This window comes from Kibdelosporangium phytohabitans, from assembly GCF_001302585.1.
GTDB classification, from domain to species: domain Bacteria; phylum Actinomycetota; class Actinomycetes; order Mycobacteriales; family Pseudonocardiaceae; genus Kibdelosporangium; species Kibdelosporangium phytohabitans.
In genome coordinates this window covers 2,480,606-2,505,009 of sequence record NZ_CP012752.1, presented here as the reverse complement: position 1 = coordinate 2,505,009, position 24,404 = coordinate 2,480,606, and the positions used below count along the sequence as shown (strand labels likewise).

Below are 24,404 nucleotides of genomic sequence, written 5' to 3'. Positions count from 1 at the left end.
CCAGGTGGGCGCGGAAGGCCGGTTGGGCTTCACCGCAGCCCAGCAGTGACCGGCCGGTGCCACGGTTCCATTGCCTGAGACGCAGTCGGCATCAGGTGACAATATCGACTTGTGACGCAATGGCGAGTGCAGTTCGACGCGAACGTGACCTTCAGCAACGGCGGGGCCTTGCAGGCCCAGGAGTTCCGGCTCGACATCCCCGGCAGCGACATCGACGACGCCGCTCTCGGCGAGTTGTTCGTCCGGCACCTCGGGCTGCTGATGGTCGGTTCCGTCGACATCTCCGGCAAGTCCCTCATCCAGGAGCCGCACAAGGGGTCGCGCGGCACCGAGACCACCGCCGCCGAGCAGCGCCTGTTCGACCTCAGCCACGTCATCGAGCACGGCATGACCACCCACAGCGGGCTTCCCGGCCCCGAGATCGGCGACTGGCTGTCCTCCGACGACTCGCGCGGCACGTACTCCCCCGGCACCGAGTTCCAGCTCGGCAAGATCAGCATGGTCGGCAACGCCGGTACCTATGTGGACAGTCCGGCGCACCGGTTCCGCGACGGGCAGGACCTTTCGCGGCTCGACCTCGGCCGCCTTGTCGACGTCGACGGCATCGTCGTCCGCGTCGGCCAGCGGGCGATCGACCGCAAGCTGCTGCTGGCCTACGAGGTCACCGGCAAGGCGGTGCTGTTCAACACCGGCTGGGACTCGCATTGGGGCACGGCCGAGTACGTCAACGGCCGGCACCCGTTCCTCACCGACGACGCCGCGCGGTGGCTCGTGGAGCAGCAGGCCGCTGTCGTGGGCATCGACTCCATGAACGTCGACGACACCACCGACGGCAAGCGGCCCGCGCACACCGCGCTGCTGGCCGCGGGTATCCCCGTCGTCGAGCACATGACCGGTCTCGATGCGTTGCCGCCGCGTGGTTTCCGGTTCCACGCCGCTCCGCCAGCCGTCAAGGGGATGGGAACGTTCCCTGTTCGGGCTTACGCCCTCGTCGCCTGACCTGTGCGCAACAATGGGTCATGTTCGTCCACAGGATTAGGGTTCGCTACAGCGAGTGCGATCAGCAGGGCGTGTTGTTCTTCGGGCACTACATGTTCTACTACGACGTCGCGCTGACCGAGATGTGGCGTGCCCTCGTGTGCAGCTACCCGGAGATGGTCGAGAAGGGCGACGACCTGATGGTCGCCGAGGCACGGCTCCGGTACGTGCGCAGCGCGCAGTTCGACGACGAGGTCGACATCGAGATGCCAGTCCACCACCTCGGCACGACGAGCATGGTCATCCTGCCCAGGTTCCGTGTCCGCGGCGAACTGATCACCGAGGGCGAGATCCGGCACGTCTTCATCGACCCCGCCACCAACCAGAAGAAACCGATCCCCGGCTACGTCCGCAGCGCACTGTCCGCTCTGGACCAGCCTCAGTGACGCAGGTGCCGGATGCTGCGGACGTACTCCAGTTCCAGCACCGGCCTGCCGTCCCCGTAGTCCCATTCCCGCCTGCGGCCCGATTCGCGGAACCCCTCCTTGCGGTAGAAGTGCCGTGAGCGGTTCGCGCCGGACAGCGTCCACGCCCTGATGTCGCGGTGCCGTGCCTCGGCGAGCGCCTCCTGCACCCGCTGCATCAGCGTGGACGCCACACCGGTCCCCCACGCCGACGGCCGGGCGTAACACGCGAAGATCTCACCTTTTCCGTCTTCGGCCGACGTGCCGAAGTGGCTGAACGCCGCCACCCGGTGGCCGCGTTCGGCGAGCAGCACCGTGCCCGGCAGGTCGCCGCCGGCCAGCATGTCCTTCCACTGGCCGCGGCGCAGTTCCACCTGCGCGGCCAGGAACCTCGACTCGAACAGATCCCGGTACGCGACACGCCAGGCCTCGGCGTGCACCTCGCCGATGCTCGCCGAATCCGCGGTGCGCGCCTCCCGCACCAGGGTCAGGGTGTCCAGGCGCATGGATCCCACCCCACGTCATTCACCCAGTCCGCCGGAAATTGCGCACACCATACGTCCACAGGAAACTCAGTGGCAACGTCTGGCGGGTTCGGTTAGTAATGCTCGGATGGCAGAGTTCACCGTCCGCACCGCCACCGACGCCGACTTCGACGCCGTGTTCACGGCGTTCATGTCCGCGTTCCTCCACGACATCAAGGACAGGGACGAGGAGTGGTACCGCCACGAGTGGGACCCGGGCCGGCTGCACATGGCGCTCGACGGCGCCGAGGTGATCGGTACGGCAGCTGTGCTCACCCGGCAGATGACGATGCCCGGCGTGGGACTGCGGCCGTTCGCGGCGGTCACCACCGTCACGGTCAAGGTCGACCAGCGCAGGCGTGGCGCGATGACGCAGCTGATGCGCGCGCAACTGCACGAGCTGCACGAGAAACGTCTCGAGCCGGTCGCCGTGTTGTGGGCGTCGGAAGGCGGGATCTACAGCCGCTTCGGCTACGGCGTGGCGTCGTACTACTCGCAGGCGAGCATCCCGAAGGGCCTTCGGTTCCGCCCTGGCACGGACGTCGGCAAGGAACGGGTCCGGGTCGTGCCGCGCGAGCAGGCGGTCCCGCTCGTCGCCGCGCTCTACGACCGGATCGCGCCGCAGCGCACTGGGTGGTTGTCACGCAACGACGTGGAGTGGACGCGATACCTCTGGGACACCGAGCACCACCGCGACGGCGCGTCGGCATTGGCTTTCGCGGTTCACCCGGATGGGTACGTCATTTATCGGACCAAGCGCAAAGACGGCGACCGCGGCCCGGAAGGTGAACTCAGCGTCCTCGAGTTCGCGGCGGCCACCCCGGTCGCCTCGGCGGCGCTCTGGCGTTTCCTGCTGGACTTCGATCTCATGTCGGAGATCGACGTGCCGCTCGCGCTCGACGATTCCTTGCTGCACGTGCTGGGCGACGCGCGTCAGGTGGTGCGCAAGCAGCGGGACGCGTTGTGGGTGCGGCTGGTGGACGTGGACCGTGCGCTCGCCGACCGCCGGTACTCGGCGCCGCTGGACACCGTGATCGAGGTGTCCGACGAGCTGTGCCCGTGGAATCAGGGCAGGTGGCGGCTGGTCGTGGACTCGTCCGGCACCGCGACGGCCGAGCGGACCGACGCCGAACCGGACCTGGTCGCGGACGTCGCTGCGCTCGGCGCGGCGTACCTGGGCGGCGTCCGGCTGACCGAGCTGGCGGCCGCGGGGCGTGTGCGTGAGGTCACGCCGGGAACACTGATTCCGGCTTCTCGGGCCTTTCTCGCAGATGATCAACCGTTTTGCCCCGAGGTGTTCTGACCCACAACCCGGGAACCGAGACGGTAGCGTTCGGCGTTGTCCACATTGAGGACATCAAAGCGCTCGAGTGGAGGCGTCGTGGGCACGGCCATCGTGGTGATTGTCTTGATTGTCGTGGTGGGTGGGCTGATCTTCATCGCCGCCAACAAGAGAGCGACAGCCCGGCGCAACGAGCTGGACAACGCCAAGGCCGACGCGCGGCGCTGGGTCGAGCGGCTCGGCGGCCAGGTGATGAACCTGGTCGGCACCGACGAGGCGTCCAAGCAGGCGCTCGCCGACGCGTCCGAGCGCTACACCGCGGCCGGGTCGCAGATGGACCAGGTGCAGACGGCCGAGCAGGCCAAGCTGGTGACCAAGACGGCGATGGAAGGCCTGTACTACGTGCGGGCCGCGCGTGAGGCGATGGGCCTGGACCCGGGCCCCGCGCTGCCGGAGGACCGCGACCAGGCCGAGGCCGGTCGCGTGACCGACGACCGCCGGGTCAACGTCGAGGGCCACGAGTACGCGGCGTCGGCACGGCCGGGCGACGGTACGCCGTACTACTACCCCGGTGGCCGCGTCGCGGGCCGTCCGGTGCCGCAGGGCTGGTACAGCGAGCCGTGGTGGAAGCCCGCGCTCGTTGCCGGTGCCTGGGGTGTCGGTACGTTCCTGCTGTTCGACGCGATGTTCTCCGGCATGGCCGGCATCCCGGACGCAGCGGCGTGGGAGGCCGGGTACGACGCCGGGCAGGCCGAAGCCGCGGCCGACATGGGCGGCGGGGACGGCGGGGACATGGGCGGCGGCGACTGGGGTGACTTCGGCGGCGGGGACTTCTGACCCGTAGCACCACGACAGCGGGCGGCCCGGCGACGGGCCGCCCGCTGTTCTCATGTGCAGCTCGTGAGGGCGCGTTCCAGGGCGGTGCGTTCGCTGGCCGTCGTGGTCAGCGCGTAGCCGGCTTTGACGCCGACGTAGATCCGGGCGTACGAGCAGGCGTAACCCGTGTTGGGCGGCATCCACTTGTCCGGCGTCTTGTCGCCCTTCGACTGGTTGACTTTCCCTTGCACGGCAAGGAGGTTGCGAAGGTCGTTGGCGGCGGTGGCCCGGCGGTTGACGTCCCAGCCCGCCGCGCCCGAGCGCCACATCTCCGCCAGCGGCACCACGTGGTCGATCTGGATCTTGGACACGCTGGTGATCGTTTCCCCGGTGTACGGGTCCTTCAACGAGCCTGACGTGACCGCGCAGCGGCCTTCCTTCTTCACCACGTCCGCCAGGTCACGGGCGAGGACCTGGCTTCGCTGGTCGCACCCGTCGCCGTCGACGTCCAGCCACGGTTGCCCGAACACGCAGGTCTCACCTTTGTCGCAGGAACGTTCGTAGCCGCTGAGCGACGCGGGCGCCTGGACGACCAGCGCCGCGAGTTTCGCCTTGGCGGTCGCGGCGTCCGGCGTGCCGGCGGGAATCGTCTGCACCGGGACGCTCTGCCCGGTCCCGGTCTGGCCGGGTAAGGCGGCGCAGCTCGACAACAGCAGGGCAAGCAACACGACACGGACCATGCTGGTCGGATACCCGCGCCGGACCGGCGCCAACGGCGCTGTTCAGCCGAAAAGCGTTACTCCGGTTGGCAGGTGGGGCACCAGAACAGGTTGCGCCCGGCCAGTTCGGCCTTGGCCACCGGGGTCGCGCAGACGTAGCAGGGCAGGCCGTCGCGGCGGTAGACGTAGACCTCGCCGCCGTGCGCGTCCTTGCGTGGCTCGCGGCCCATCACCTCGGGCATGTGCTCGGGCCGGACCGTGTCGATCTGGCCCGCCTTCACGCCGTGGTTCATCAGGTCGACCAGGTCGTCCCAGATCTCCTTGTACAGCGTCTGGTCGAGCTGCCTGCCTGGCAGCAGCGGCGGGATGCCGTGCCGGAACAGGACTTCGGCGCGGTAGACGTTGCCGACTCCGGCGATCACGGCCTGGTCCATCAGCAGCGCCGCCAGCGACACGCGGGAGCGGGAGATCCGCTGCCATGCTTTGTCCGGGTCGGCGTCGCGGCGCAGCGGGTCGGGGCCCAGCCGTGCGCGCAACGCCGTCACCTGGTCCTGCGTCCAGAGCTCACACGCGTTCGGGCCGCGCAGGTCTGTCCAATGTGTACGCCCGACCACGCGCATCCTGACCTGCCCGACCGGCTCGGCGAGCGGCAGCTTGTGCTCGCCGAAGATGCCGAGCAGGCCGAGGTGGATGTGCACGACCGCGTCGGGCCCGTACACGTGGAACAGGTGCTTGCCATGCGCTTCCGCGCGCACGAGTTTCCGCCCGTCCAATATGGACGCCTGGGCGGCGAACCGGCCCTGCGGGCTGGACACCGCGACGGGGTGACCCGCATAGCGACGGTGGTGCATCCGGGCGTGCCGGTGCAGCGTATGACCTTCAGGCATTTGCCAAGCAGTCTACTCCGGCAGCGCGGGCGGGTTGCCCGTGCGCTCGAAGTCCAGGATCAGCTCGATCCGGCGCTGGTGGCGGCCGCCCTCGAAGTCCGTCGCCAGGAAGGCGTCCACGATCCCGGCCGCCTCCTCGGGGGTGTGCATCCGCGCACCCACGGCGACGATCTGGGCGTTGTTGTGCTGACGGCCCAGCTTCGCGGTTTCCACGGTGTACGCCAGCGCGGCGCGGCAGCCCTCGACCTTGTTGGCCGCGATCTGCTCGCCGTTGCCCGAGCCGCCGATCACGACGCCGAGGCTGCCCTCGTCACCGACGACGCGGCGCGCCGCCTCGATGCAGAACGGCGGGTAGTCGTCCTGCGCGTCGTAGGCATGCGGGCCCACGTCGATCACCTCGTGGCCGGCTTGCTTGAGGTGGTCGACCAGATACGACTTCAGCTCGTAACCGGCATGGTCACTTCCCAGATACACACGCACGCGCCGAAGTGTGCCATGGACAGGGCGTGGCAGGCTTGGGGCATGTTCACTCAGGACGGCTTCGGCGTACGGTTGGAATGGGGCATCGAAGGCGTGGACGCGCTGGCCCAGCACTGCACGGTACTGATCGTCGTGGATGTGTTGAGCTTCACGACCTCGGTCGATCTGATCGTGGGGCAGGGCGCGCGGCTGGCGCTGCGGGCGCCGTCGGCGGAGACGACCGGTCTGCGGCGTCCAAGTGACCTCAAGTCCGTCCAAGCGGGCACCGAGATCGCCTTCACCTCCCCCAACGGCGGCAGGCTCTGCGAGCGGGCCGCGCAGCGGACCACGGTGATGGCGGGGTGTCTGCGCAACGCCGCCGCGGTCGCCGACAAGGCGATCGACCTCGCTGACCGCGGCCCGATCGGGGTGATCCCGGCGGGTGAGCAGTGGGGCGTGAGCATGCACGAGCGGGGGAAGTCCGGTCCGCTGCGGGTGGCGTTGGAGGACTACATCGGCGCGGGTGCGATCGTGTCGGCGTTGCTGGCCGAGGGCTACAGCCCGGCCTCGCCGGAGGCCGCGTTCGCCGCGACCTCGTACCGCACGGCCGAGCCGTACCTGGCGGAGTTGCTGGGCGGCTGCGGTTCCGGCCTGGAACTGGGCGACAAGGGGCTGTCGGAGGACATCGCGCTGGCAGGCCAGGTCAACGTCAGCAAGGCCACGCCGACCCTGGTGAGCGGCGTGTTCCAGTGATCGAGGTCGCCGCCGGGGTCTTCGCGATCCGGCACGAGGAGCTCGACCTGACCACGGGTCTGGTGGTCGGCGACGACGAGTGCCTGGTGGTCGACACCCCCGGCGACCACGTCCAAGGCGCCGCGCTTGCCCGCGCGATCAGGCAGGTCACGCCGAAGCCGTGGCAGGTCGTGTACACGCACAACCACTTCGACCACTGGTACGGCACCGGCCCGTTGCTGCCGTGCGAGGTGTGGGCGAACGAGAACTTCCGGTTCGATCCCGGGGAGCGCACGACCTGGGCCCAGCGTTATCGCGACGACGGGAAGCCCGGACTCGCCACCGCGATCGCGGAGTCCGAGCTCGTCACGCCGACGAGGACCTTCGCCCGCGAAGCCGGGATCGAGCTCGGTGGGCGCAAGGTCGTACTCCGTCACTTCGGCCCGGCGCATTCGTTCTGCGACACCGTGATCGAGGTCCCGGACACGCGGACGGTGTTCGCGGGCGACCTGGTCGAGCACCCGCACTACATCGGCGACTCGTTCGGGGACGGCGACGTGACCCGGTGGCCCGCGGCGCTGGAAGCGTTGCTGGCACTGGATCCCGTCGCCGTGGTCCCCGGGCACGGCGACCCGGTCGACGCGAAGTTCGTCGCCGGGCAGCGGGAAGTCCTCATCGCTGGATGGCCTTCAGCTCGGTGAACTCCTCGATGCCGTACTTGCCGAGCTCACGGCCGTTGCCGGACTGCCGGTAGCCGCCGAACGGGGCCAGCGGGTTGAACGAGCCGCCGTTGATGCTGACCTGGCCGGTGCGCATCCGCTTGGCCACCGCCAGGCCGCGCGCCGGGTCGCCGGAGAACACCGAGCCGGACAGGCCGTACACGGTCGAGTTGGCGATCTCGACGGCTTCGTCCTCGTCGCGGTACGGCAGCACCGACAACACCGGGCCGAAGATCTCCTCCTGCGCGATGGTCATGTCCGGGCGCACGTCGGCGAACACCGTCGGCGGCACGTACGCGCCCTTCGGCGGCAGCCCGGACACGTCCTCGCCGCCGAACGCGACCGTCGCGCCTTCCTCGATGCCCTTGGTGATGTAGCCGAGGACACGGTTGCGTTGCGCGCTGGAGGACATCGGCCCGATGCGGGTGCTGTCCTCGTTCGGGTCACCGACGGTGTACTTGGCGGCTGCCGCGGCGGCCAGCTCGACGATCTCGTCGTGCTTGTCCGCGGGCACGAGCATGCGCGTCCAGGCGGTGCACGTCTGGCCGCCGTTGATGTACGCGTTCGCGATGCCCTTCTTCACGGCCGCGCCCAGGTCCGCGTCGTCCAGGATCACGTTGGCGGACTTGCCACCCAGTTCCAGAGACACGCGCTTGACGGTGCCCGCGGCGGCGGTCGTGACGAGCTTGCCCGCCCGGGTCGAGCCGGTGAACGACACCATGTCGACGCCGGGGTGCGCCGCGATCGCCTCGCCGACGACCGGGCCGGTGCCGTGCACCAGGTTCACCACACCGGCGGGCACACCCGCCGACTCGAGCACGGCCATGAACAGGCCTGCGGTCAACGGGCAGATCTCACTGGGCTTCAGCACGACCGTGTTGCCCGCCGCCAGCGCCGGGACGATCTTGGCCACGATCTGGTGCAGCGGGTAGTTCCACGGCGTGATGCAGCCGACGACACCGATCGGTTCGCGCAGCACGAGCGAGTTGCCGATCTCCTCGCTGAACGCGAAACCGCCGTCCAGCAGGTCGGCGACGCTGTTGGTGACCGCGATCGGCAGCGATGCCTGCACGTTCACCGAGAACGACAGCGGCGAGCCCATCTCGGCGGTGATCGTCGCGGCCATCTCGTCGCGCCGCGCGCCGAGCTCGGTGCCGATCCGCCGCAGCAACGCCACCCGATCCTCGACCGATGTCCGCGACCAGCCGGTGAACGCGCGGGACGCCGCCCGCACGGCAGCGTCCACGTCGGCGGCGGTGCCTGCGGGGACGGCGGCGATCACCTCGTCCGTCGCGGGGTTCACCACGTCGATCGTGTCCGGCCCGCCGTCCAGCTGCTGGCCGTCGATCACGTGACCGGTGCGGGTGGTGACTGGGGCCGCCATGGGTTGCTCCCTCAAGGTCGGTGGTGCCGGGACTTGTTCGCGCGGACACCACCGACCTTAGAACGCCGGGTAACTCGCCGGTAACTCAGTTGAAGTTCAGCTCACCCGAGCGAGTGCGCTTGAGTTCGTAGAAGTCCGGGTAGCTCGCGAGCAGCCGGGCCCCGTCGAAGACGTCGAGCGCCTGCTGGCCACGCGGGATGCTGGTGAGCACCGGTCCGAAGAACGCGACACCGTCGATGTGGATGGTCGGGGTGCCCACGTCCATGCCGACCGGGTCCATGCCCTCGTGGTGGCTCTTGCGGAGCGCCTCGTCGTAGTCGGTGGAGCCGGCCGCCTCGGCGAGCTCCGCGGGCAGACCCACCTCGGCCAGCGCCTCGGCGATGACCGCGTCGTAGTCCTTGCGGCCCTCGTTGTGGAACCTGGTGCCCAGCGCGGTGTACAGGTCGCGCAGCACATCCTCGCCCTTGGCCTGCGCCGCCGCGATGGCCACGCGGACCGGGCCCCACGCGTTGTCCAGCAGCTTGCGGTAGTCCTCGGGCAGGTCGCGGCCGTCGTTGAGGACTGAGAGGCTCATCACCCGGAACCTCAGGTCGATCTCGCGGTGCTTCTCCACCTCGAGGATCCAGCGGGAGGAGATCCACGCGAACGGGCACACCGGGTCGAAGTAGAAGTCGACCTTCGTCGCGGTCTTCTGGTCAGCGCTCATGACCTGCACAACCGGATCGGCCGTCAACATCTTCCCGACGGGCGTGATTGGATACCGTTGTCAACTTCCCGTCGAACCTGAGGTGATCAGTGGCCGCCCCCAACCTGACCAGAACCCAAGCCCAGCAGCGCGCCGAGCTGCTCGAGGTCGACTCCTACGCGATAGCGCTGGACCTGACCGACGGCGCGGGCCAGCCTGGCGAGGGCACCTTCACCTCACGCACCACCGTCAGGTTCCGCAGCCGCGAGACCGGCGCCGGGTCGTGGATCGACATCGTCGCCGAGTCGGTGACGCGCGCCACACTCAACGGAGTGGAGCTGGACGTGTCCGGCTACCGCGAGGACGACGGGATCACGCTGCCGGACCTGGCCGGGACCAACGAGCTCGTGGTCGAGGCGACCTGCCGCTACATGAACTCCGGCGAGGGCCTGCACCGGTTCGTCGACCCGGTCGACAACGGCGTCTACCTGTACACGCAGTTCGAGACCGCGGACGCCAAGCGCGTGTTCACGTGCTTCGACCAGCCGGACCTGAAGTCCACGTACCAGCTGACGGTGACCGCGCCGTCGGACTGGAAGGTCGTGTCGAACTCCGCGATCGCCTCGCAGTCCCCGACCGGCTCCGGCGCGGTGACCCGGGTCTTCGAGACCACCAAGCCGATGTCGACCTACCTGGTGGCGATCGTCGCGGGCCCGTACGCGGAATGGCGCGACGTGTACAGCGAACCGGGCGAGGAGGACATCCCGCTCGGCCTGTACTGCCGCGCCTCGCTGGCCGAGCACCTGGACACCGAGCGGCTGTTCGAGGAGACCAAGCAGGGTTTCGCCTTCTACCACAAGAACTTCGGCGTCCGGTACCCGTTCGGCAAGTACGACCAGGCGTTCGTGCCGGAGTTCAACGCCGGCGCGATGGAGAACGCGGGCTGCGTGACCTTCCTGGAGGACTACGTCTTCCGCAGCCGCGTCACCCGCTACCTCTACGAGCGGCGCAACGAGACGCTGCTGCACGAGATGGCGCACATGTGGTTCGGCGACCTGGTGACCATGCGCTGGTGGGACGACCTGTGGCTGAACGAGTCGTTCGCCACGTTCGCCAGCGTGTTCGCGCAGGCGTCGGCGACCGAGTACAAGCACGCGTGGACCAGCTTCGCCAACATCGAGAAGTCGTGGGCCTACCGCCAGGACCAGCTGCCGTCCACGCACCCGGTGGCCGCGGACATCCAGGACCTGGAAGCGGTCGAGGTCAACTTCGACGGCATCACGTACGCCAAGGGCGCGTCGGTGCTCAAGCAGCTCGTCGCCTACGTGGGCGAGAACAACTTCCTGTCCGGGCTGCGGGTGTACTTCGCCAAGCACGCCTGGGGCAACGCGACCCTGGCGGATCTGCTCGGCGCGCTGGAGGAGGCGTCCGGGCGTGACCTGTCGTGGTGGAGCGCGCAGTGGCTGGAGACGACCGGCCTGAACTCGCTGACCCCGTCGTTCAAGGTGGACGCGGACGGCAAGTTCACCGAGTTCGCCGTGACGCAGGGCGGCGCGAAGCCGGGCGCGGGTGAACTGCGGACGCACCGGGTCGCGGTCGGCGTGTACGACGACGTGGACGGCAAACTCGTGCGCACACACCGCGTGGAAGCCGATGTGGACGGTCAGCGCACCGCGATCCCCGAGCTGACCGGTGTGCCGCGCGGCAAGCTGGTGCTGGTCAACGACGACGACCTGAGCTACTGCACGATGCGGCTGGACCCCAGCTCGCTGGAAACCCTGATCGACCGGATCTCCGACATCGCCGAGCCGCTGCCGCGCACGCTGTGCTGGTCGGCCGCGTGGGAGATGACGCGCGAGGCCGAGCTCAAGGCCCGTGACTTCGTGTCGCTGGTGATCAGCGGCGTGGCCGCGGAGACCGAGATCGGTGTCGTGCAGCGGCTGCTGCTGCAGGCGCAGACCGCGTTGTCCTCGTACGCCGACCCGGCGTGGGCGCCGGAGGGCTGGCGGTTGTTCACCGACCGGCTGGTCGAACTCGTGCTCGCCGCGGCCCCCGGTTCGGACCACCAGCTCGGGTTCGTCTCGGCGCTGGCTTCGTCCGTCCTCGACGACGAGAAGGTCGCGCTGGTCCGTGGCTGGCTGGACGGCTCGGCGCCGCTCGACGGCCTGGTCGTGGACACCGACCAGCGGTGGCGGCTGCTGACCACTTTGGTCGCGCACGGCGTCGCCGGGGCCGACGAGGTCGAGGCAGAACTGGAGCGCGACTCGACCGCGACGGGCAAGCGGCACGCGGAACGCGCGCTGGCGTTGCGCCCGGACGCCGAGTCCAAAGCTGAGGCGTGGCAGCGGGCCGTGCACGACGACGAACTGCCGAACGCCGTCAACGAGGCGATCATCGCCGGGTTCTCCCACCCGGGCCAGAAGAAGCTGATCGCGTCCTACGCGGAGAAGTACTTCGAGGACGTCGCGGGAGTGTGGGAGCGGCGGTCCAGCGAGCGAGCGCAGCCGGTCGTGCTGGGCCTGTTCCCGGCGTGGCACGTGGACCGCGGCACGGTCGAGGTGGCGGACGCGTGGCTGGCGCAGGAGCGGCCGCCCGCGTTGCGGCGCCTGGTTTCCGAGGGCCGGGCAGGCATCGTGCGGGCGCTCGCGGCTCGCGAGTTCGACCAGCAGGCCTCTTCATGAATGGGTGGTCCGGTTAGGGCCGGACCACCCCCGAGACCATCAGTTCGGCTGGCAAACGTCGTGAGTGGTTCGGCCGGTTAGAACCGGCCGAACCACTCACGAGGGGTGGACTGGGGTGCCTGCCTGGTCGGCCAGCATCCGCAGGCCGCTGACGAGACCGCCGACCAGGTCGCCTTCCTTGAAGGACGCGACCAGCGCCATCACGACCAGTTTGAGGCCGCGGTCGGGCAGGCGGCGGGAGGCTTCCTCACCGGTGACGAGTTCGACCACGCGCTGCCCGGGCGACACCGCGATCAGCACGGAGTTGCTCACGTCGCCGCTGGTCGCGTGCATGCGCTCGGCTTCCGCCCTGGTGTCGGGCGTGGCGCCGTCGCCGAGCGGTCCCAGGTAGACGCTGAAGGCCAGCTTCGCCGCGCGGGACGCCAGCGTCAGCGCCTCGTCCAACCGGGACAGCTGCACGGGCGTGAACGGCAACGGAGGCGTGGCCTCCTCGTAGGGCCGCGCGATGGACAGCCGTCCGGTGTTCGTGACGACCGTGCCTTCCGGAAGCTGCGACTCGTCGATGACGGCCGGGCCGGCCTTGACGACCTCACCAGCTGCCACGGGCACCTCCCCAAGCGGTCCGCGCCGACTGCGCGGAGTCTTCATCCGTCGAGTGCGCCGGCTGCGCCACCCCCGCGGGGTTGGCGGTCCACCAGACAGGCGGGTAGTCCCAGTCCTGCCCTGGCCGGTACCTCGGGGTCTTGGCGGCACGCTCGCGCAGCGTCAGCAACGCCACGACGCCGTAGATGGCCGCCGGGATCACTACGAAGACGAGAATTGTCTCGACCGGGCTCACCCGTCAACGGTAGCCGACACCCCTCCACTTGGGAGAGTTGACCCCGCGAACGCCCAAGTGGGCGTGTCACTCAGTGGGAGTGTTCCGACTCCGGACAGTTTGTTGTCCTGCGGTTCTGGTAACCCGTATGAGCCATGTGCCTGCCACCCGTGTCCCGCACCCGGATGAGCAGTCAGCGGCGAACGGACGTATCGATCCCAAACCGAACGGTTGGACCTTCTTGACGGCTTGCGGGTTTTGCCGAACCCCCATAACTTTCACCTGTACGGACCTTGCGGACCCGCCCGAAGCACTACTTCTCACGTTTGAGTCACGAGGAGGCCCCGACATGACCACGATGACGACCCCCAATCAGGCGACCGTCGACGCTCTGTTCGCTGCATTGTGTGATGGGTACGCCGAGGGAACCCGAGTTACCGCCGGCACGCGCGTCACTCGTGGCACTCGCGTCACCCGCGGAACACGGGTCACGGCTATTGAGGAAGGTACGCGCGTGACCTGCGGCACACGCGTCACCAGGGGTACTCGTGTGACCCGCGGCACCAGGGTCACGTCGGGTACGCGTGTCACCCGTGAAGGAACCCGCGTGACGCGTGAAGGTACCCGTGTCACCGCCGGTACCCGCGTCACTTGCGAAGAAGGCACCCGCGTGACGGCCGGTACCCGCGTGACCCGTGAGGGCACCCGGGTCACCCGTGAAGGAACCCGCGTCACCGCCGGTACCCGCGTCACTCGCGAAGGCACTCGCGTGACCTCCGGGACGCGCGTCACCCGTGGCACCCGCGTCACGAGGGGCACCCGCGTCACCCGCGGGACTCGTGTCACCGCGGGTACTCGCGTCACCCCCTGAGCGTCTGCCAGGAAGGGTCAGGCGGCCGGCTCGCCCAGGTAGGGCAGCCAGAGCGGATCGGCGTCGGCTACTCCAGCGAGCAGGCGCCAGTGCGGCCCGCGTGGCGCCGCGGGCACGACCCTCAGCCGCCAGCCCAGCTCGCTCAGCAGCTTGTCCGCCTTCTTGTGGTTGCACCTCGCGCAGCTGGCCACACAGTTCTGCCACGTGTGGGGACCCCCGCGGCTGCGCGGCACGACGTGATCTATAGTTTCCGCCCGACCGCCGCAGTAAGCGCATCTGTAGCGGTCACGGTGCATCAAGCCGGCGCGAGTCAACGGCACACGCCCCCTGTAGGGCACGCGCACGTAGTTGCTCAGCCTGATCACCGACGGGATCTCCACGCCCGACGTGGCGGAATGCATCACGATTCCGGTCGGATCGCCGTGCACGACCTCAGCTTTGCCACAGACCACCAGTACGACTGCTCGCCGCAGCGGCAACGCGGTGAGTGGTTCGAACGTGGCGTTGAGTAACAGGACTCTGCGCCGGCCCCACGGCGCCACCGGCGCCGCCATGGGTTCCGGGAACGCAGGCGGTCCCGTCGATACGGTCGACGCCGTGCGCTGCTCCGCCACTGGCAGTTGCGGGTGCAGCGTTGTCAGCGACGCGTTCACGGTGCCGGTTGCACCGGGTTTCGCGCCGCTGATCGGAGTCGGTTTTCGGTCGAGCACGCGACCACCTCCACCGGGGTGCAGGCCATAGTCGACCACAAACCACACCCCTCGCGCACGTGTGTTGCCATACGTGTCACGTCCCGAATCGTCAAAACCCCCGTGAACGGGTGCTGAACGCCCGCGCTTTAGCCTGGCGCAAGCCCCAGTCCCCCACCGCAAGATCGGATCGATGAATCCCCTAGGTCTCGAGCCCCCCACCTGTGTGAAAGAGGACGGAACACTGTGCAAGGCGGTGTTCCAGATGACCGACAACTCCTGGGTGGCGGGGGCGGTGCACTGGCTGGCCAACGCGCCGCTGCGGATCCTCATCATCCTGGTGGTGGCGTTCGTCATCCGCTTCATGGCCCGGCGCACCATCGACCGGCTCGCCAAGGGCGCCAGCAACGGCAAGACCCCCCGGCTCCTGCGGCCGCTCAAGGAACGGGCCCCGCAGGCCGTCGGCGCGCTGGTCTCCGAGCGGCGCCAGCAGCGCGCGCAGACCATCGGCTCGGTGATGAAGTCGCTGGTCTCGTTCCTGGTCTACGGCCTGGCGTTCATCCTGATCCTCGGTGAGATCGGGATCGACCTCGGGCCGATCATCGCCTCGGCCGGGATCGTCGGTGTCGCGATCGGGTTCGGCGCGCAGAACCTGGTCAAGGACTTCCTGTCCGGCGTGTTCATGATGCTGGAGGACCAGTACGGCGTCGGCGACATCGTCGACGTGGGCCCCGCGACGGGGACCATCGAATCCGTCGGGCTGCGCGTCACCACGCTGCGCGACGTGAACGGCACGGTCTGGTACGTGCGCAACGGCGAGATCCTCCGGGTCGGAAACTCCAGCCAGGGTTTCGCGGTCGCCGTGGTGGACATCCCGCTGGCCTACAGCGCGGACATCGAGTCCGCGACCGAGGTGATCAGGCGCATCATGACCGACGAGGTCGCGGTCGCGCCGGTGTCCGAGGACGTGCTGGAGCCACCAGAGCTGCTGGGTGTGGACAAAGTCACACCGGAGAGCATCACCGTACGGCTGACGGTGAAGGTCCGCGCGGGCAGGCAGTGGGCTGTGCAGCGCGCGTTGCGCGCGCGCATCATCCCGGCGCTGGAGGAAGCAGGCATCGAACCGCCCCTCGGCCGTCTCTACGGCCAGCAGAAGTAGGACAATGGTGTTGTGACGCAGGCGCAGAGTTTCTACCAGGCCGTCGGCGGCGAAGAGACGTTCCACCGGATCGTCGCGAGGTTCTACGCCGAGGTAGCCAAGGACGAGATCCTCCGACCGATGTACCCGGAGGAGGACCTCGGCCCGGCCGAGGAGCGGTTGCGGCTGTTCCTGATGCAGTACTGGGGCGGTCCGCACACGTACTCCGACAACCGCGGTCACCCTCGGTTGCGGATGCGGCACGCACCGTTCCAGGTCGGGCCGATCCAGCGCGACGCATGGCTGAGATGCATGCGGATCGCGGTCGACGAGGCCGGGCTGTCGGAAGAACACCGGGCACAGTTGTGGAACTACCTCGAGATGGCGGCGAACAGCCTGCTCAACAGCTGGACCTGAGTGATCTTGCCGAACAGTTAGCGCTTTTCCTCCTCGAACCAGCCCTCCACGATGGCAGGATTACCCACCGTGCCAACACACGCCGACGGACCTTGGTGGCAGAACGCGGTTTTCTACCAGGTCTACGTCAGATCCTTCGCCGACTCGGACGGCGACGGGGTCGGTGACCTCGACGGGATCCGGTCTCGGCTGGGCTATCTGGAACTGCTCGGCGTCGACGCCCTGTGGCTGACGCCGTTCTACACCTCCCCGATGGCCGACCACGGTTACGACGTCGCCGACCCGCGTGACGTCGACCCGGTCTTCGGGGACCTGCAGAAGTTCGACCTGCTGGTCGCGGAGGCACACGAGCGCGGCATCCGGGTGACGATCGACCTGGTGCCCAACCACACCAGCGACCAGCACCCCTGGTTCGCCGAGGCGGTGCGGGCAGGACCTGGTTCGCCGGAACGCGACCGCTACTGGTTCCGGCAGGGGGCGTACCCGCCCAACAACTGGACGAGCATCTTCGGCGGGCCCGCGTGGACCCAGTTGCCCGACGGCGACTGGTACCTGCACCTGTTCGCGCCCGAACAGCCGGATCTGAACTGGGCCAACCCGGAAGTGGCCGCCGACCTGGAGCGCACGCTGCGGTTCTGGCTCGACCGCGGTGTCGACGGGTTCCGCATCGACGTGGCGCACGGCATGGCCAAGCCGGAGTCGTTGCCGGACATGGATCCGTCGGTGATCGCGCAGGGATCCGGGATCCTGCACGACAACGCCGTGGACCCGAGGTTCGACAACGAGGGCGTGCACGAGATCCACCGGATGATCCGCAAGGTGCTCGACGGCTACCCGGACACCATGGCGGTCGGCGAGATCTGGGTGAAAGGCGACGACCGGTTCGCCCGGTACGTGCGCCCGGACGAACTGCACCTCGGCTTCAACTTCAGGCTCGTGGGCGCGGACTTCGACGCCGACGCGGTCCGCACGGCCATCGAGGGCTCCTTGCGGGCGGCCGGGGACAGCACGCCCACGTGGACACTGTCCAACCATGACGTCGTACGGCACGTGACGCGATACGGCGACGGGGAACTCGGCGTGCGCCGTGCACGCGCGATGACGATGGTCGAGCTGGCGCTGCCAGGGTCCGTGTACTTGTACAACGGCGAGGAACTGGGCCTGGCGACTGTCGAACTGCCGGAGTGGGCGTTGCAGGACCCGATCTGGAAGCGGTCGGGGCACACGCAGCGCGGCCGTGACGGCAGCCGGATTCCCGTTCCCTGGGAGGGATCTGAGCCGCCGTACGGGTTCTCCACGACCGCCGACACGTGGCTGCCGATGCCGCTGGAGTGGGCGCCGCTGACGGTGGAGGCGCAGCTCGAGGACGAGGACTCCACGCTGTCGCTGTACCGGCACGGCATCGAGATCCGCAAGACGCATCCGGCGTTCGCCGGGACCGAGATCGAGTGGTACGGCGCCCCGGCCGGGTGTTTCGCGTTCCGCCGCAAAGGCGGCGGGCTGATCTGCGCGTTGAACACGTCGCCCGCGCCCGTCCCGGTGCCGCCGGGCGAGGTGCTGCTGGCCAGCCTCCCGCTCGTGGACGGCCAGCTCCCCCCGGACGCGGCGGTCTGGCTGGTCTGACCGGCTGTCAGGATCCCGCGCTGAAGTCGCCGCCCAGGTCGGTGGCTCCGGCGTCGCCCGAGTCGTCGGTCAGCGCGTCGTAGACGTACAGGCCCGCCGCGAGCGTCGCCGCGCCGCGCAGGCCGTCACCGAGCCGGGTGTGTTTGAGCTGCTGGACGGACGGCTGGTCGTGTGCCGGGTCGTGGGCGCGGGGTTCCGGCCACGGCTCCGGGTCGGGGAACGTCTCAGCCAGCCACTGCTTCGCCGGATCGGGCTCGTCCGGTTTCCCGGCCGCTGGTTTCTCGGTCATGCCACACAGCATGCCCTGCCAGCCGCCCGATTGCTCCTTACGAGTATCGAACGAACGGTGTCAGACCAGCAGCGGCAACAGAGCGTGCCTGCGCCGTACCACTGCGCCGAACCGGGCGTCGATGCGCAGCCACGAGTCCGTCGCGGTCACCCGCACCTGCTCGTCCGGGCCCTCGTTGCCGAGGAACCCCATGCCGGACATCGCGAACAGGCAGCGCAGCGGCACTTTGATCTCCATGCCGTCGCTGCTGACCGTGAGCACCGTCTGGTCGAGCAGTGACGCGGGCGGCGTGCCGTGCGGGCCGGGGTTCTCCCGCGCGACCGTGAGGCCTTTGTCGGCCAGCGACGACACGACCTCGGCGGGCAGCTGGTCGATGATCTGCCAGCCCTGGCCGGGTGGCAGCGCGGACCGCCACAGCAGGTCACGCGGCAAGCCCGGGTCGACCGTCTCGCCGCGCACGATCGCCAGGCCCGCGAGCAGCTCGTTGGCCGACACCGTCACGTCGGCCGGCTGCATCGAACCGCGCACGGTACGGGTGGCGAGCACGTCGAACGGGGTCGCCACCCACGCGTCGATCAGGTCCTCGCCGGTGTTGGCGCTGGTACGGGCTTTGAGCCGGACCACCGAGTCGCCGTCGAGCCGGACGGCCCTGGCGACGAACGCGCCCAGGTCGTCCCGCTCGTGCGAATCAGCGAAGATCAGCTCAGACACCCTCGTCGCCCCCGGACCGCCAGCTTGCCAAGAAGTCACGTTCCGCCGTGGTCAACCGCCTCGGCCGCTCGTTCTCCAGATCGTACGGTGCCAGCGTGACGTCCGCGACGACGCCCACCCTGTCACCCTCCGAAGGTCCACAGTGGACTTCCTGGTGGATGGTGAAGTCGGCGACCCGCAACCGGCTGATCGACATGCCCACCCGGAACGGGTTGCCGTTGACGAAAAGCGGCGCCTGGTACACCGCTTCCAGCCGGGCGACCACCAGGCCGCCGTCCACCAGGTCCGCGCCGTGCCGGGCGCCTTCGCCGTACAACAGCTGCAGCCGTGCCTCCTCGAGCAGCGTGATCGTCTGCGCGTGGTTGACGTGCCGGTACGAATCCATGTCGGACCAGCGCGGCCACACTGTCGCGTAGAAGACGCCCACCGCGAACCTCCCTGCTGTATCAGCGGATCATGCTGCGGATCTGGCGTGCCGCCACGGACAACATGGCGAGGTCCATCCGCGCGGCGGACTGCCGCAGCTCGTCGAGCGCTGTGCGGGCGCGCGCCAGCCGCGACGCGTTCGCCTTCTCCCAGTTCTCGATCTTCTGCTGCGCACTCTGACCGGGGTCGCTGTGCTGCAACGCGTCCAGCGTGATCGACCGCAACGACGAGTACACGTCGTCACGCAACGACAGCCGTGCCAAAGCATGCCAGCGGTTGCCCCGCTCCAGGCCACTGATGAACGTCAGCACTTGGTCCACGTTGAGGTGGTCGGCCATGGCGTAGTACAGCTCCGCGGTCTCCAGCGGGCTGCGTTCCATGTCCAGACCGGCCTCGCGTTCGGCGAGCTCGGCCACCTCGATCACGTCCAGCAGGCCGTACGCGTCCAGCAGCGCCGCGATCCGCCTGGCCAGCGCCTCCGGCACACCGTTGTCGACCAGCCACGCCGTGTCACGCTCGACCGTCTGCTTGGCCTCGCCGCGCAGCAGGTCACCGACTTTGGGCGCGATCACCCTGACGACCTTGGCGAACCGGTTGATCTCCGCGCCGACCGCGAGCGGCTGCGGCCGGTTGGACAGCAACCAGCGCGACGCGCGGTCCAGCAGCCGCCGGGTCTCCAGGACCATGTGGTCGGCGATCTCGGTCGGCACCCGGTTGTCCAGCGCGTCGATCTCCCGCCAGATCTCCGGCAGGTCGTAGACCTTCGTCACGACCGCGAACGCGCGCACCGCGTCGGTCGCCGACGCGTTGATCTCCTCGGCCAGCCGGAACGGGTACGTGATGCCCGCCCCGTCGATGACCTCGTTGGCCAGCAACGTCGTGGTGATCTCCCGGCTGAGCGGGTGCGCGGCGATCGCGTCGCCGAACCGCTCCCGCAGCTGGCTCGGGAAGTACTCCGGCAGCCGCGCGGCGAACACGCCCTGGCTGGGCAGTTCGCTGGCCAGCAGCTGCTCCTTGAGGTTCAGCTTGACGTGCGCGAGCAGCGTCGCCAGCTCGGGAGAGGTCAGGCCCTGGCCGATCTTCTCCATCTCGCGGAACTTCTGCTTGGTCGGCAACGCCTCCAGCTCGCGGTCCAGGTCCAGCGCGGCGACCAGGCGGGCGTGCACCGACAGCATCGGCTTGGCGTGCGCCCGGCTGACGCCCATCATCGCGTTCTGCCGGTAGTTGTCGGCCAGTACCAGGCCGGAGACCTCGTCGGTCATCTCGGCCAGCAGCTCGTTGCGCTGCGCCCCGGTCAGCTGCCCGCCCGTGAGCAGGTGGTCGAGCATGATCTTGATGTTGACCTCGTGGTCGGAGCAGTCCACACCGGCGGAGTTGTCCAGCGCGTCGGTGTTGACCTTGCCGCCTTCGCCGCCGCGGCCGAGCCGGTCGAACTCGATCCGGCCGCGCTGGGTCAGGCCGAGGTTGCCACCCTCGCCGACGACCTTCACCCGCAGGTCGGCGCCGTTCACGCGGAGCGAGTCGTTGGCCTTGTCGCCGACCTCGGCGTGCGACTCGGTGGACGCCTTGACGTACGTGCCGATGCCGCCGTTCCACAGCAGGTCCACCTCGGCCAGCAGGATCGCCTTCATCAGCTCGAACGGCGAGAGCTTCGCGGTGCCTTCCGGCAGGCTCAACGCGGCGACGACCTCGTCGGACAGCGGGATCGACTTCGCCGACCGCGGCCAGATGCCGCCGCCCTTGCTGATCAGCGACCGGTCGTAGTCGTCCCACGACGACCGCGGCAGGTCGAACATGCGGCGCCGCTCGGCGTACGACGTGGCCGCGTCCGGGTTCGGGTCGATGAAGATGTGCCGGTGGTCGAACGCGGCGACCAGGCGGATGTGCTCGGACAGCAGCATGCCGTTGCCGAACACGTCACCGGACATGTCACCGATGCCGACGACCGTGAAGTCCTCGGTCTGCGTGTCCACGCCGAGCTCGCGGAAGTGGCGCTTCACGCTCTCCCACGCGCCGCGCGCGGTGATGCCCATGGCCTTGTGGTCGTAGCCGACCGAACCGCCGGAGGCGAACGCGTCGCCGAGCCAGAAGCCGTAGTCGCCCGCGACCTCGTTGGCGATGTCGGAGAACGTCGCCGTGCCCTTGTCCGCCGCGACCACCAGGTAGCTGTCGTCGCCGTCGTAGCGCACCACCTGCGGCGCGGGGATGGTCTTGCCCGCTTCGAGGTTGTCGGTCAGGTCCAGCAGGCCGGAGATGAACATCCGGTAGCAGGCGATGCCCTCGTTGAGCTGCGCCTGGCGGTCCAGACCGGGGTCACCGGTCGGCGCCGGCGGCCGTTTGACCACGAACCCGCCCTTCGCGCCGACCGGCACGATCACGGCGTTCTTCACCGCCTGCGCCTTGACCAGGCCGAGGATCTCGGTGCGGAAGTCCTCGCGGCGGTCGGACCACCTGAGGCCACCGCGCGCCACCGACCCGAACCGCAGGTGCACGCCCTCCACCCGCGGCGAGTACACGAAGATCTCGAACCGGGGCCGCGGCTGCGGCAGCTCCGGCACCGCACGCGGGTCCAGCTTCAACGCCAGGTACTGGCGCGAGTTGCCCTCGGCGTCGCTGACCGCGTAGTTGGTCCGCAGCGTCGCGTTGATCAGCGTCAGGATGCTGCGCAGGATCCGGTCCTCGTCGAGGCTGGTGACCTCGTCGATCATCCCGGCGATCTCCTCGACCTGCGCCTTGAGGCTCGACAGGCGGGTCTGCTCGTCGGTGCCGATGTCGAACCGGGTCTCGAACAGCTTCACCAGCGCCGTGGCGACCTCGGTGTGCTTGAGGACGGTGTCCTCGATGTACTCCTGGCTGTAGGGCGTGCTGGCCTGCCGCAGGTACCGCGAGTAGGCGCGCAGGATCGTGGCCTGCCGCCAGCTGACGCCCGCACGCAGCACCAGCGCGTTGAACCGGTCGACCTCGGCGTCGCCGCGCCACACCGCCGCGAACGCCTCCTGGAACAGGGTTTTCGCAGCCGCCACGTCCTCGTCGGAGCGGTGCTCCAGCACCGACGGGTCGATCCGCAGACCGAAGTCGTACACCCACCAGGCCACGTCGCCGTCGCTGCGCAGCTCATACGGGCGCTCGTCGATCACCTCGACGCCCATCGCCGTGAGCACGGGCAGCACCTGCGACAGGGTGAGGCCGTCACCGCAGAGGAACAGCTTGAACCGCCGCTCCCCCGGCTTGGCGTCCTCGGGGACGTAGAACTGGATGTCCATGTCGCCGACGTTGCCCAGCGCCTGGAGCCTGCGCAGGTCCCGCAACGCCTCGGTGGCGGTGAAGTCCTCCTTGTAGGCCTCCGGGAACACGTGCGCCAGGCGCTGCCCCTGCTGCGAGGCGGACTCCGAGCCGATCGACAGCACGCCGGTGGTGCCGTTGCCGGTCTTCTCCCGCTGCTCGGCGACCACGGCCTCGGCCATCCGGTCCTCCCAGCTGCGGATGGCCAGCGTCAGCCGCTCCTGGATGCGCTGCACGTCCGGCTCGATCTGCTGCTGCGGATCGGTGTGCACGGTGAAGTACACCTGCGCCAGCGAGAACTCGCCGATGCGCGCGTTGTACTCCAGGTTGGCGCCGTTGAGCTCCTCCAGCAGGACTTCCTGCATGGCCAGCCGGGTGGTCGTGGTGTACCGGTCACGCGGCAGGAACACGAAGCACGAGTAGAACCGGCCGTACGGGTCGCGGCGCAGGAACAGCCGCAGCCTGCGCCGGTCGGCCAGCGCGATCACGCCGGTCGCGGTGGCGTACAACGATTCCGCGGTGGAGGAGAACAGCTCGGCCCGCGGCCAGTTCTGGATCACCTCGAGCATCCGCTGGCCGGAGTACGACTCCAGCGGGAAACCGGCCTCGTGGATCACCTCGCGCACCCGGCGCTCGACGACCGGGATGTCCAGCACGTTCTCGTGCAACGCGGTCGTGGTGAACACACCGAGGAACCGGTGCTCGCCGGTGACCTGGCCGTTCTCGTCGAACGTCTTCACACCGACGTAGTACGGGTACACCGAACGATGCACAGTGGACGGTGCGCTCGCCTCGGTGAGCACGAGCAGCTTCGGCGCCAGCGCGTTCGCCACGATCGAGTCGGGGCCCGCGGTCAGGCTGCGCGCGGCCAGGCTGTCCTGCCGCAGCACACCGAGACCCGAGGCCAGCACCGCTTTCAGCGCGGGGTCGCCGTCGCCGTGCACGAGCTCGTACTGGCGGTAACCCAGGAAGGTGAAATGCCCGTCGGCGAGCCAGCGCAGCAGGTCGATGCCGTCCTGCACGTCCGTGCGCTCCAGCGGCGGCGGGTCGGCTTCCAGCTGGTCGGCGAGGTGCCGGGCCTGGCCGCTCATCTTGGCGGCGTCCTCGACGACCTCACGGACGTCGTTGAGCACCGAGTCGAGACCGTTGGCGATGGCCCGGCCCCGGTCGGGGTCGGTGACCAGGTCGATCTCGATGTACATCCACGACTCGGCCAGCGCGTCCGCGGGCGGGGCACCAGGGTCGGCGGTCGGCAGGACCTCACGCAGCGCACCAGCGACGTCCCTGCGCACCACGACGATGGGGTGCACGACGCGCTGAACCTGCACGCCGCTGCGGACCAGCTCGGCGCTGACGCTTTCGACGAGGTACGGCATGTCGTCCGTGACGATCTGGATGACGGTCGCGGTGGTGGACCAGCCGTCCGTCTCGGCCGTCGGGTTGATCGGGCGGATCACCGGGCGGCCGGGCACCCGCTGCGCGGCCAGGTCGAGGTGCGCGCGCACGGCACCGACCAGGTCGGCCGGATCGAAGTCGATGACTTCCTCCGGCGGCACGTAGCGGTAGTAGAGCCGGATCAGATCGGCGATCTCCGGGGCCGATCCCGCGGCGCTGGCCACGAGCTCGTCCCTGATCTGCTCAGGGCTGGCGGGAGTGACGGCCTTCCCCGCGACGGTGTTCGGATGGGACTGGACTCCAGTCGAGGTCATGTTCTGCGGCTCCACGCTCATCGGCACCCTGCGCGGCACTTCGTTGTGCCAGATTGTTGTGCCTGCTGCGGCTCAACCCTAGTTGGCCGCGCTTGCGTGCCA

The 24,404-nt window shown here is 69.1% G+C and carries 23 protein-coding genes; 10 read left to right on the top strand and 13 right to left on the bottom strand.

What is annotated here, in order from left to right:
* The first annotated feature begins 111 nt into the window (after window positions 1-111).
* The gene (locus tag AOZ06_RS11375) at window positions 112-999 is read left to right on the top strand and encodes a cyclase family protein (protein WP_054289409.1); all 888 of its coding nucleotides are present in this window, start codon (window positions 112-114) and stop codon (window positions 997-999) included.
* Window positions 1,000-1,019: 20 nt separating this feature from the next.
* Complete coding sequence (locus AOZ06_RS11370) at window positions 1,020-1,424, top strand: acyl-CoA thioesterase (protein WP_083471631.1); 405 nt, start codon at window positions 1,020-1,022, stop codon at window positions 1,422-1,424.
* Here the strand turns inward: AOZ06_RS11370 and AOZ06_RS11365 are convergent.
* Window positions 1,418-1,948: a GNAT family N-acetyltransferase gene (locus AOZ06_RS11365; RefSeq protein WP_054289407.1), complete on the bottom strand. Its 531-nt coding sequence runs from the start codon at window positions 1,946-1,948 to the stop codon at window positions 1,418-1,420. The two genes, AOZ06_RS11370 and AOZ06_RS11365, sit on opposite strands and share 7 nt — an antisense overlap.
* Before the next feature lie 106 nt (window positions 1,949-2,054).
* Here AOZ06_RS11365 and AOZ06_RS11360 point away from each other — a divergent pair, with 106 nt between their 5' ends.
* Entirely contained in the window at window positions 2,055-3,269 is a 1,215-nt protein-coding gene (locus AOZ06_RS11360) for a GNAT family N-acetyltransferase (protein ID WP_054289406.1), read from the top strand.
* Window positions 3,270-3,347: 78 nt separating this feature from the next.
* Complete coding sequence (locus AOZ06_RS11355) at window positions 3,348-4,085, top strand: hypothetical protein (RefSeq protein WP_054289405.1); 738 nt, start codon at window positions 3,348-3,350, stop codon at window positions 4,083-4,085.
* Between the two features lie 50 nt (window positions 4,086-4,135).
* On the opposite strand, the gene AOZ06_RS11350 is transcribed toward AOZ06_RS11355, so the two are convergent.
* Genes AOZ06_RS11350 through AOZ06_RS11340 form a run of 3 tightly spaced genes read right to left on the bottom strand, consistent with a single transcriptional unit; the run spans window position 4,136 to window position 6,150 of the window.
* Window positions 4,136-4,804: an HNH endonuclease family protein gene (locus tag AOZ06_RS11350; RefSeq protein WP_054289404.1), complete on the bottom strand. Its 669-nt coding sequence runs from the start codon at window positions 4,802-4,804 to the stop codon at window positions 4,136-4,138.
* 56 nt (window positions 4,805-4,860) lie between these two features.
* Window positions 4,861-5,670: an Fpg/Nei family DNA glycosylase gene (locus tag AOZ06_RS11345; protein WP_054289403.1), complete on the bottom strand. Its 810-nt coding sequence runs from the start codon at window positions 5,668-5,670 to the stop codon at window positions 4,861-4,863.
* A 12-nt stretch (window positions 5,671-5,682) separates the two neighbouring features.
* Window positions 5,683-6,150, bottom strand: a complete 468-nt coding sequence (locus AOZ06_RS11340) for a ribose-5-phosphate isomerase (RefSeq protein ID WP_054289402.1) — start codon at window positions 6,148-6,150, stop codon at window positions 5,683-5,685.
* A 42-nt stretch (window positions 6,151-6,192) separates the two neighbouring features.
* Between AOZ06_RS11340 and AOZ06_RS11335 the strand changes: the two genes are divergently transcribed.
* Entirely contained in the window at window positions 6,193-6,882 is a 690-nt protein-coding gene (locus AOZ06_RS11335) for a 2-phosphosulfolactate phosphatase (RefSeq protein WP_054289401.1), read from the top strand.
* Entirely contained in the window at window positions 6,879-7,562 is a 684-nt protein-coding gene (locus AOZ06_RS11330) for an MBL fold metallo-hydrolase (RefSeq protein ID WP_054289400.1), read from the top strand. Before AOZ06_RS11335 ends, AOZ06_RS11330 begins: the two co-directional genes overlap by 4 nt.
* On the opposite strand, the gene AOZ06_RS11325 is transcribed toward AOZ06_RS11330, so the two are convergent.
* Both AOZ06_RS11325 and AOZ06_RS11320 read right to left on the bottom strand, forming a co-directional pair.
* Window positions 7,534-8,964 carry an aldehyde dehydrogenase family protein gene (locus AOZ06_RS11325; RefSeq protein WP_054289399.1) on the bottom strand — a complete coding sequence of 477 codons (1,431 nt, stop codon included), beginning with the start codon at window positions 8,962-8,964 and terminating at the stop codon, window positions 7,534-7,536. The two genes, AOZ06_RS11330 and AOZ06_RS11325, sit on opposite strands and share 29 nt — an antisense overlap.
* An 85-nt stretch (window positions 8,965-9,049) precedes the next feature.
* The gene (locus tag AOZ06_RS11320; protein ID WP_054296574.1) at window positions 9,050-9,670 is read right to left on the bottom strand and encodes a DsbA family oxidoreductase; all 621 of its coding nucleotides are present in this window, start codon (window positions 9,668-9,670) and stop codon (window positions 9,050-9,052) included.
* Between the two features lie 89 nt (window positions 9,671-9,759).
* Between AOZ06_RS11320 and pepN the strand changes: the two genes are divergently transcribed.
* Window positions 9,760-12,330: an aminopeptidase N gene (pepN, locus tag AOZ06_RS11315; RefSeq protein ID WP_054289398.1), complete on the top strand. Its 2,571-nt coding sequence runs from the start codon at window positions 9,760-9,762 to the stop codon at window positions 12,328-12,330.
* Window positions 12,331-12,426: 96 nt separating this feature from the next.
* Here pepN and AOZ06_RS11310 read toward each other — a convergent pair whose 3' ends face one another.
* From AOZ06_RS11310 to AOZ06_RS11300, 3 genes are all read right to left on the bottom strand, one after another.
* Window positions 12,427-12,933: a DUF5130 family protein gene (locus AOZ06_RS11310; RefSeq protein WP_054296573.1), complete on the bottom strand. Its 507-nt coding sequence runs from the start codon at window positions 12,931-12,933 to the stop codon at window positions 12,427-12,429.
* Window positions 12,920-13,168, bottom strand: coding sequence for an aa3-type cytochrome oxidase subunit CtaJ (gene ctaJ / locus AOZ06_RS11305; RefSeq protein ID WP_054289397.1), 249 nt, complete (start codon window positions 13,166-13,168; stop codon window positions 12,920-12,922). Before ctaJ ends, AOZ06_RS11310 begins: the two co-directional genes overlap by 14 nt.
* Before the next feature lie 867 nt (window positions 13,169-14,035).
* Complete coding sequence (locus AOZ06_RS11300) at window positions 14,036-14,728, bottom strand: HNH endonuclease (protein WP_236952183.1); 693 nt, start codon at window positions 14,726-14,728, stop codon at window positions 14,036-14,038.
* Window positions 14,729-14,900: 172 nt separating this feature from the next.
* Between AOZ06_RS11300 and AOZ06_RS11295 the strand changes: the two genes are divergently transcribed.
* From AOZ06_RS11295 to AOZ06_RS11285, 3 genes are all read left to right on the top strand, one after another.
* Complete coding sequence (locus AOZ06_RS11295; protein ID WP_063810019.1) at window positions 14,901-15,866, top strand: mechanosensitive ion channel family protein; 966 nt, start codon at window positions 14,901-14,903, stop codon at window positions 15,864-15,866.
* Window positions 15,867-15,878: 12 nt separating this feature from the next.
* The gene (locus AOZ06_RS11290; RefSeq protein ID WP_054289395.1) at window positions 15,879-16,262 is read left to right on the top strand and encodes a globin; all 384 of its coding nucleotides are present in this window, start codon (window positions 15,879-15,881) and stop codon (window positions 16,260-16,262) included.
* A 69-nt stretch (window positions 16,263-16,331) separates the two neighbouring features.
* A complete protein-coding gene (locus tag AOZ06_RS11285) occupies window positions 16,332-17,885 on the top strand; it encodes a glycoside hydrolase family 13 protein (protein ID WP_236952181.1) in 1,554 nt (517 codons plus the stop codon).
* 7 nt (window positions 17,886-17,892) lie between these two features.
* Here AOZ06_RS11285 and AOZ06_RS11280 read toward each other — a convergent pair whose 3' ends face one another.
* Genes AOZ06_RS11280 through AOZ06_RS11265 form a run of 4 tightly spaced genes read right to left on the bottom strand, consistent with a single transcriptional unit; the run spans window position 17,893 to window position 24,302 of the window.
* A complete protein-coding gene (locus AOZ06_RS11280) occupies window positions 17,893-18,174 on the bottom strand; it encodes a hypothetical protein (protein ID WP_157232969.1) in 282 nt (93 codons plus the stop codon).
* A 60-nt stretch (window positions 18,175-18,234) separates the two neighbouring features.
* Window positions 18,235-18,885, bottom strand: a complete 651-nt coding sequence (locus tag AOZ06_RS11275; protein ID WP_054289392.1) for a DUF8010 domain-containing protein — start codon at window positions 18,883-18,885, stop codon at window positions 18,235-18,237.
* Window positions 18,878-19,312: an acyl-CoA thioesterase gene (locus tag AOZ06_RS11270; protein WP_054289391.1), complete on the bottom strand. Its 435-nt coding sequence runs from the start codon at window positions 19,310-19,312 to the stop codon at window positions 18,878-18,880. The genes AOZ06_RS11275 and AOZ06_RS11270 overlap by 8 nt, the downstream gene beginning before the upstream one ends.
* A gap of 19 nt (window positions 19,313-19,331) precedes the next feature.
* Complete coding sequence (locus AOZ06_RS11265) at window positions 19,332-24,302, bottom strand: NAD-glutamate dehydrogenase (protein WP_054296571.1); 4,971 nt, start codon at window positions 24,300-24,302, stop codon at window positions 19,332-19,334.
* Window positions 24,303-24,404: the final 102 nt, after the last annotated feature.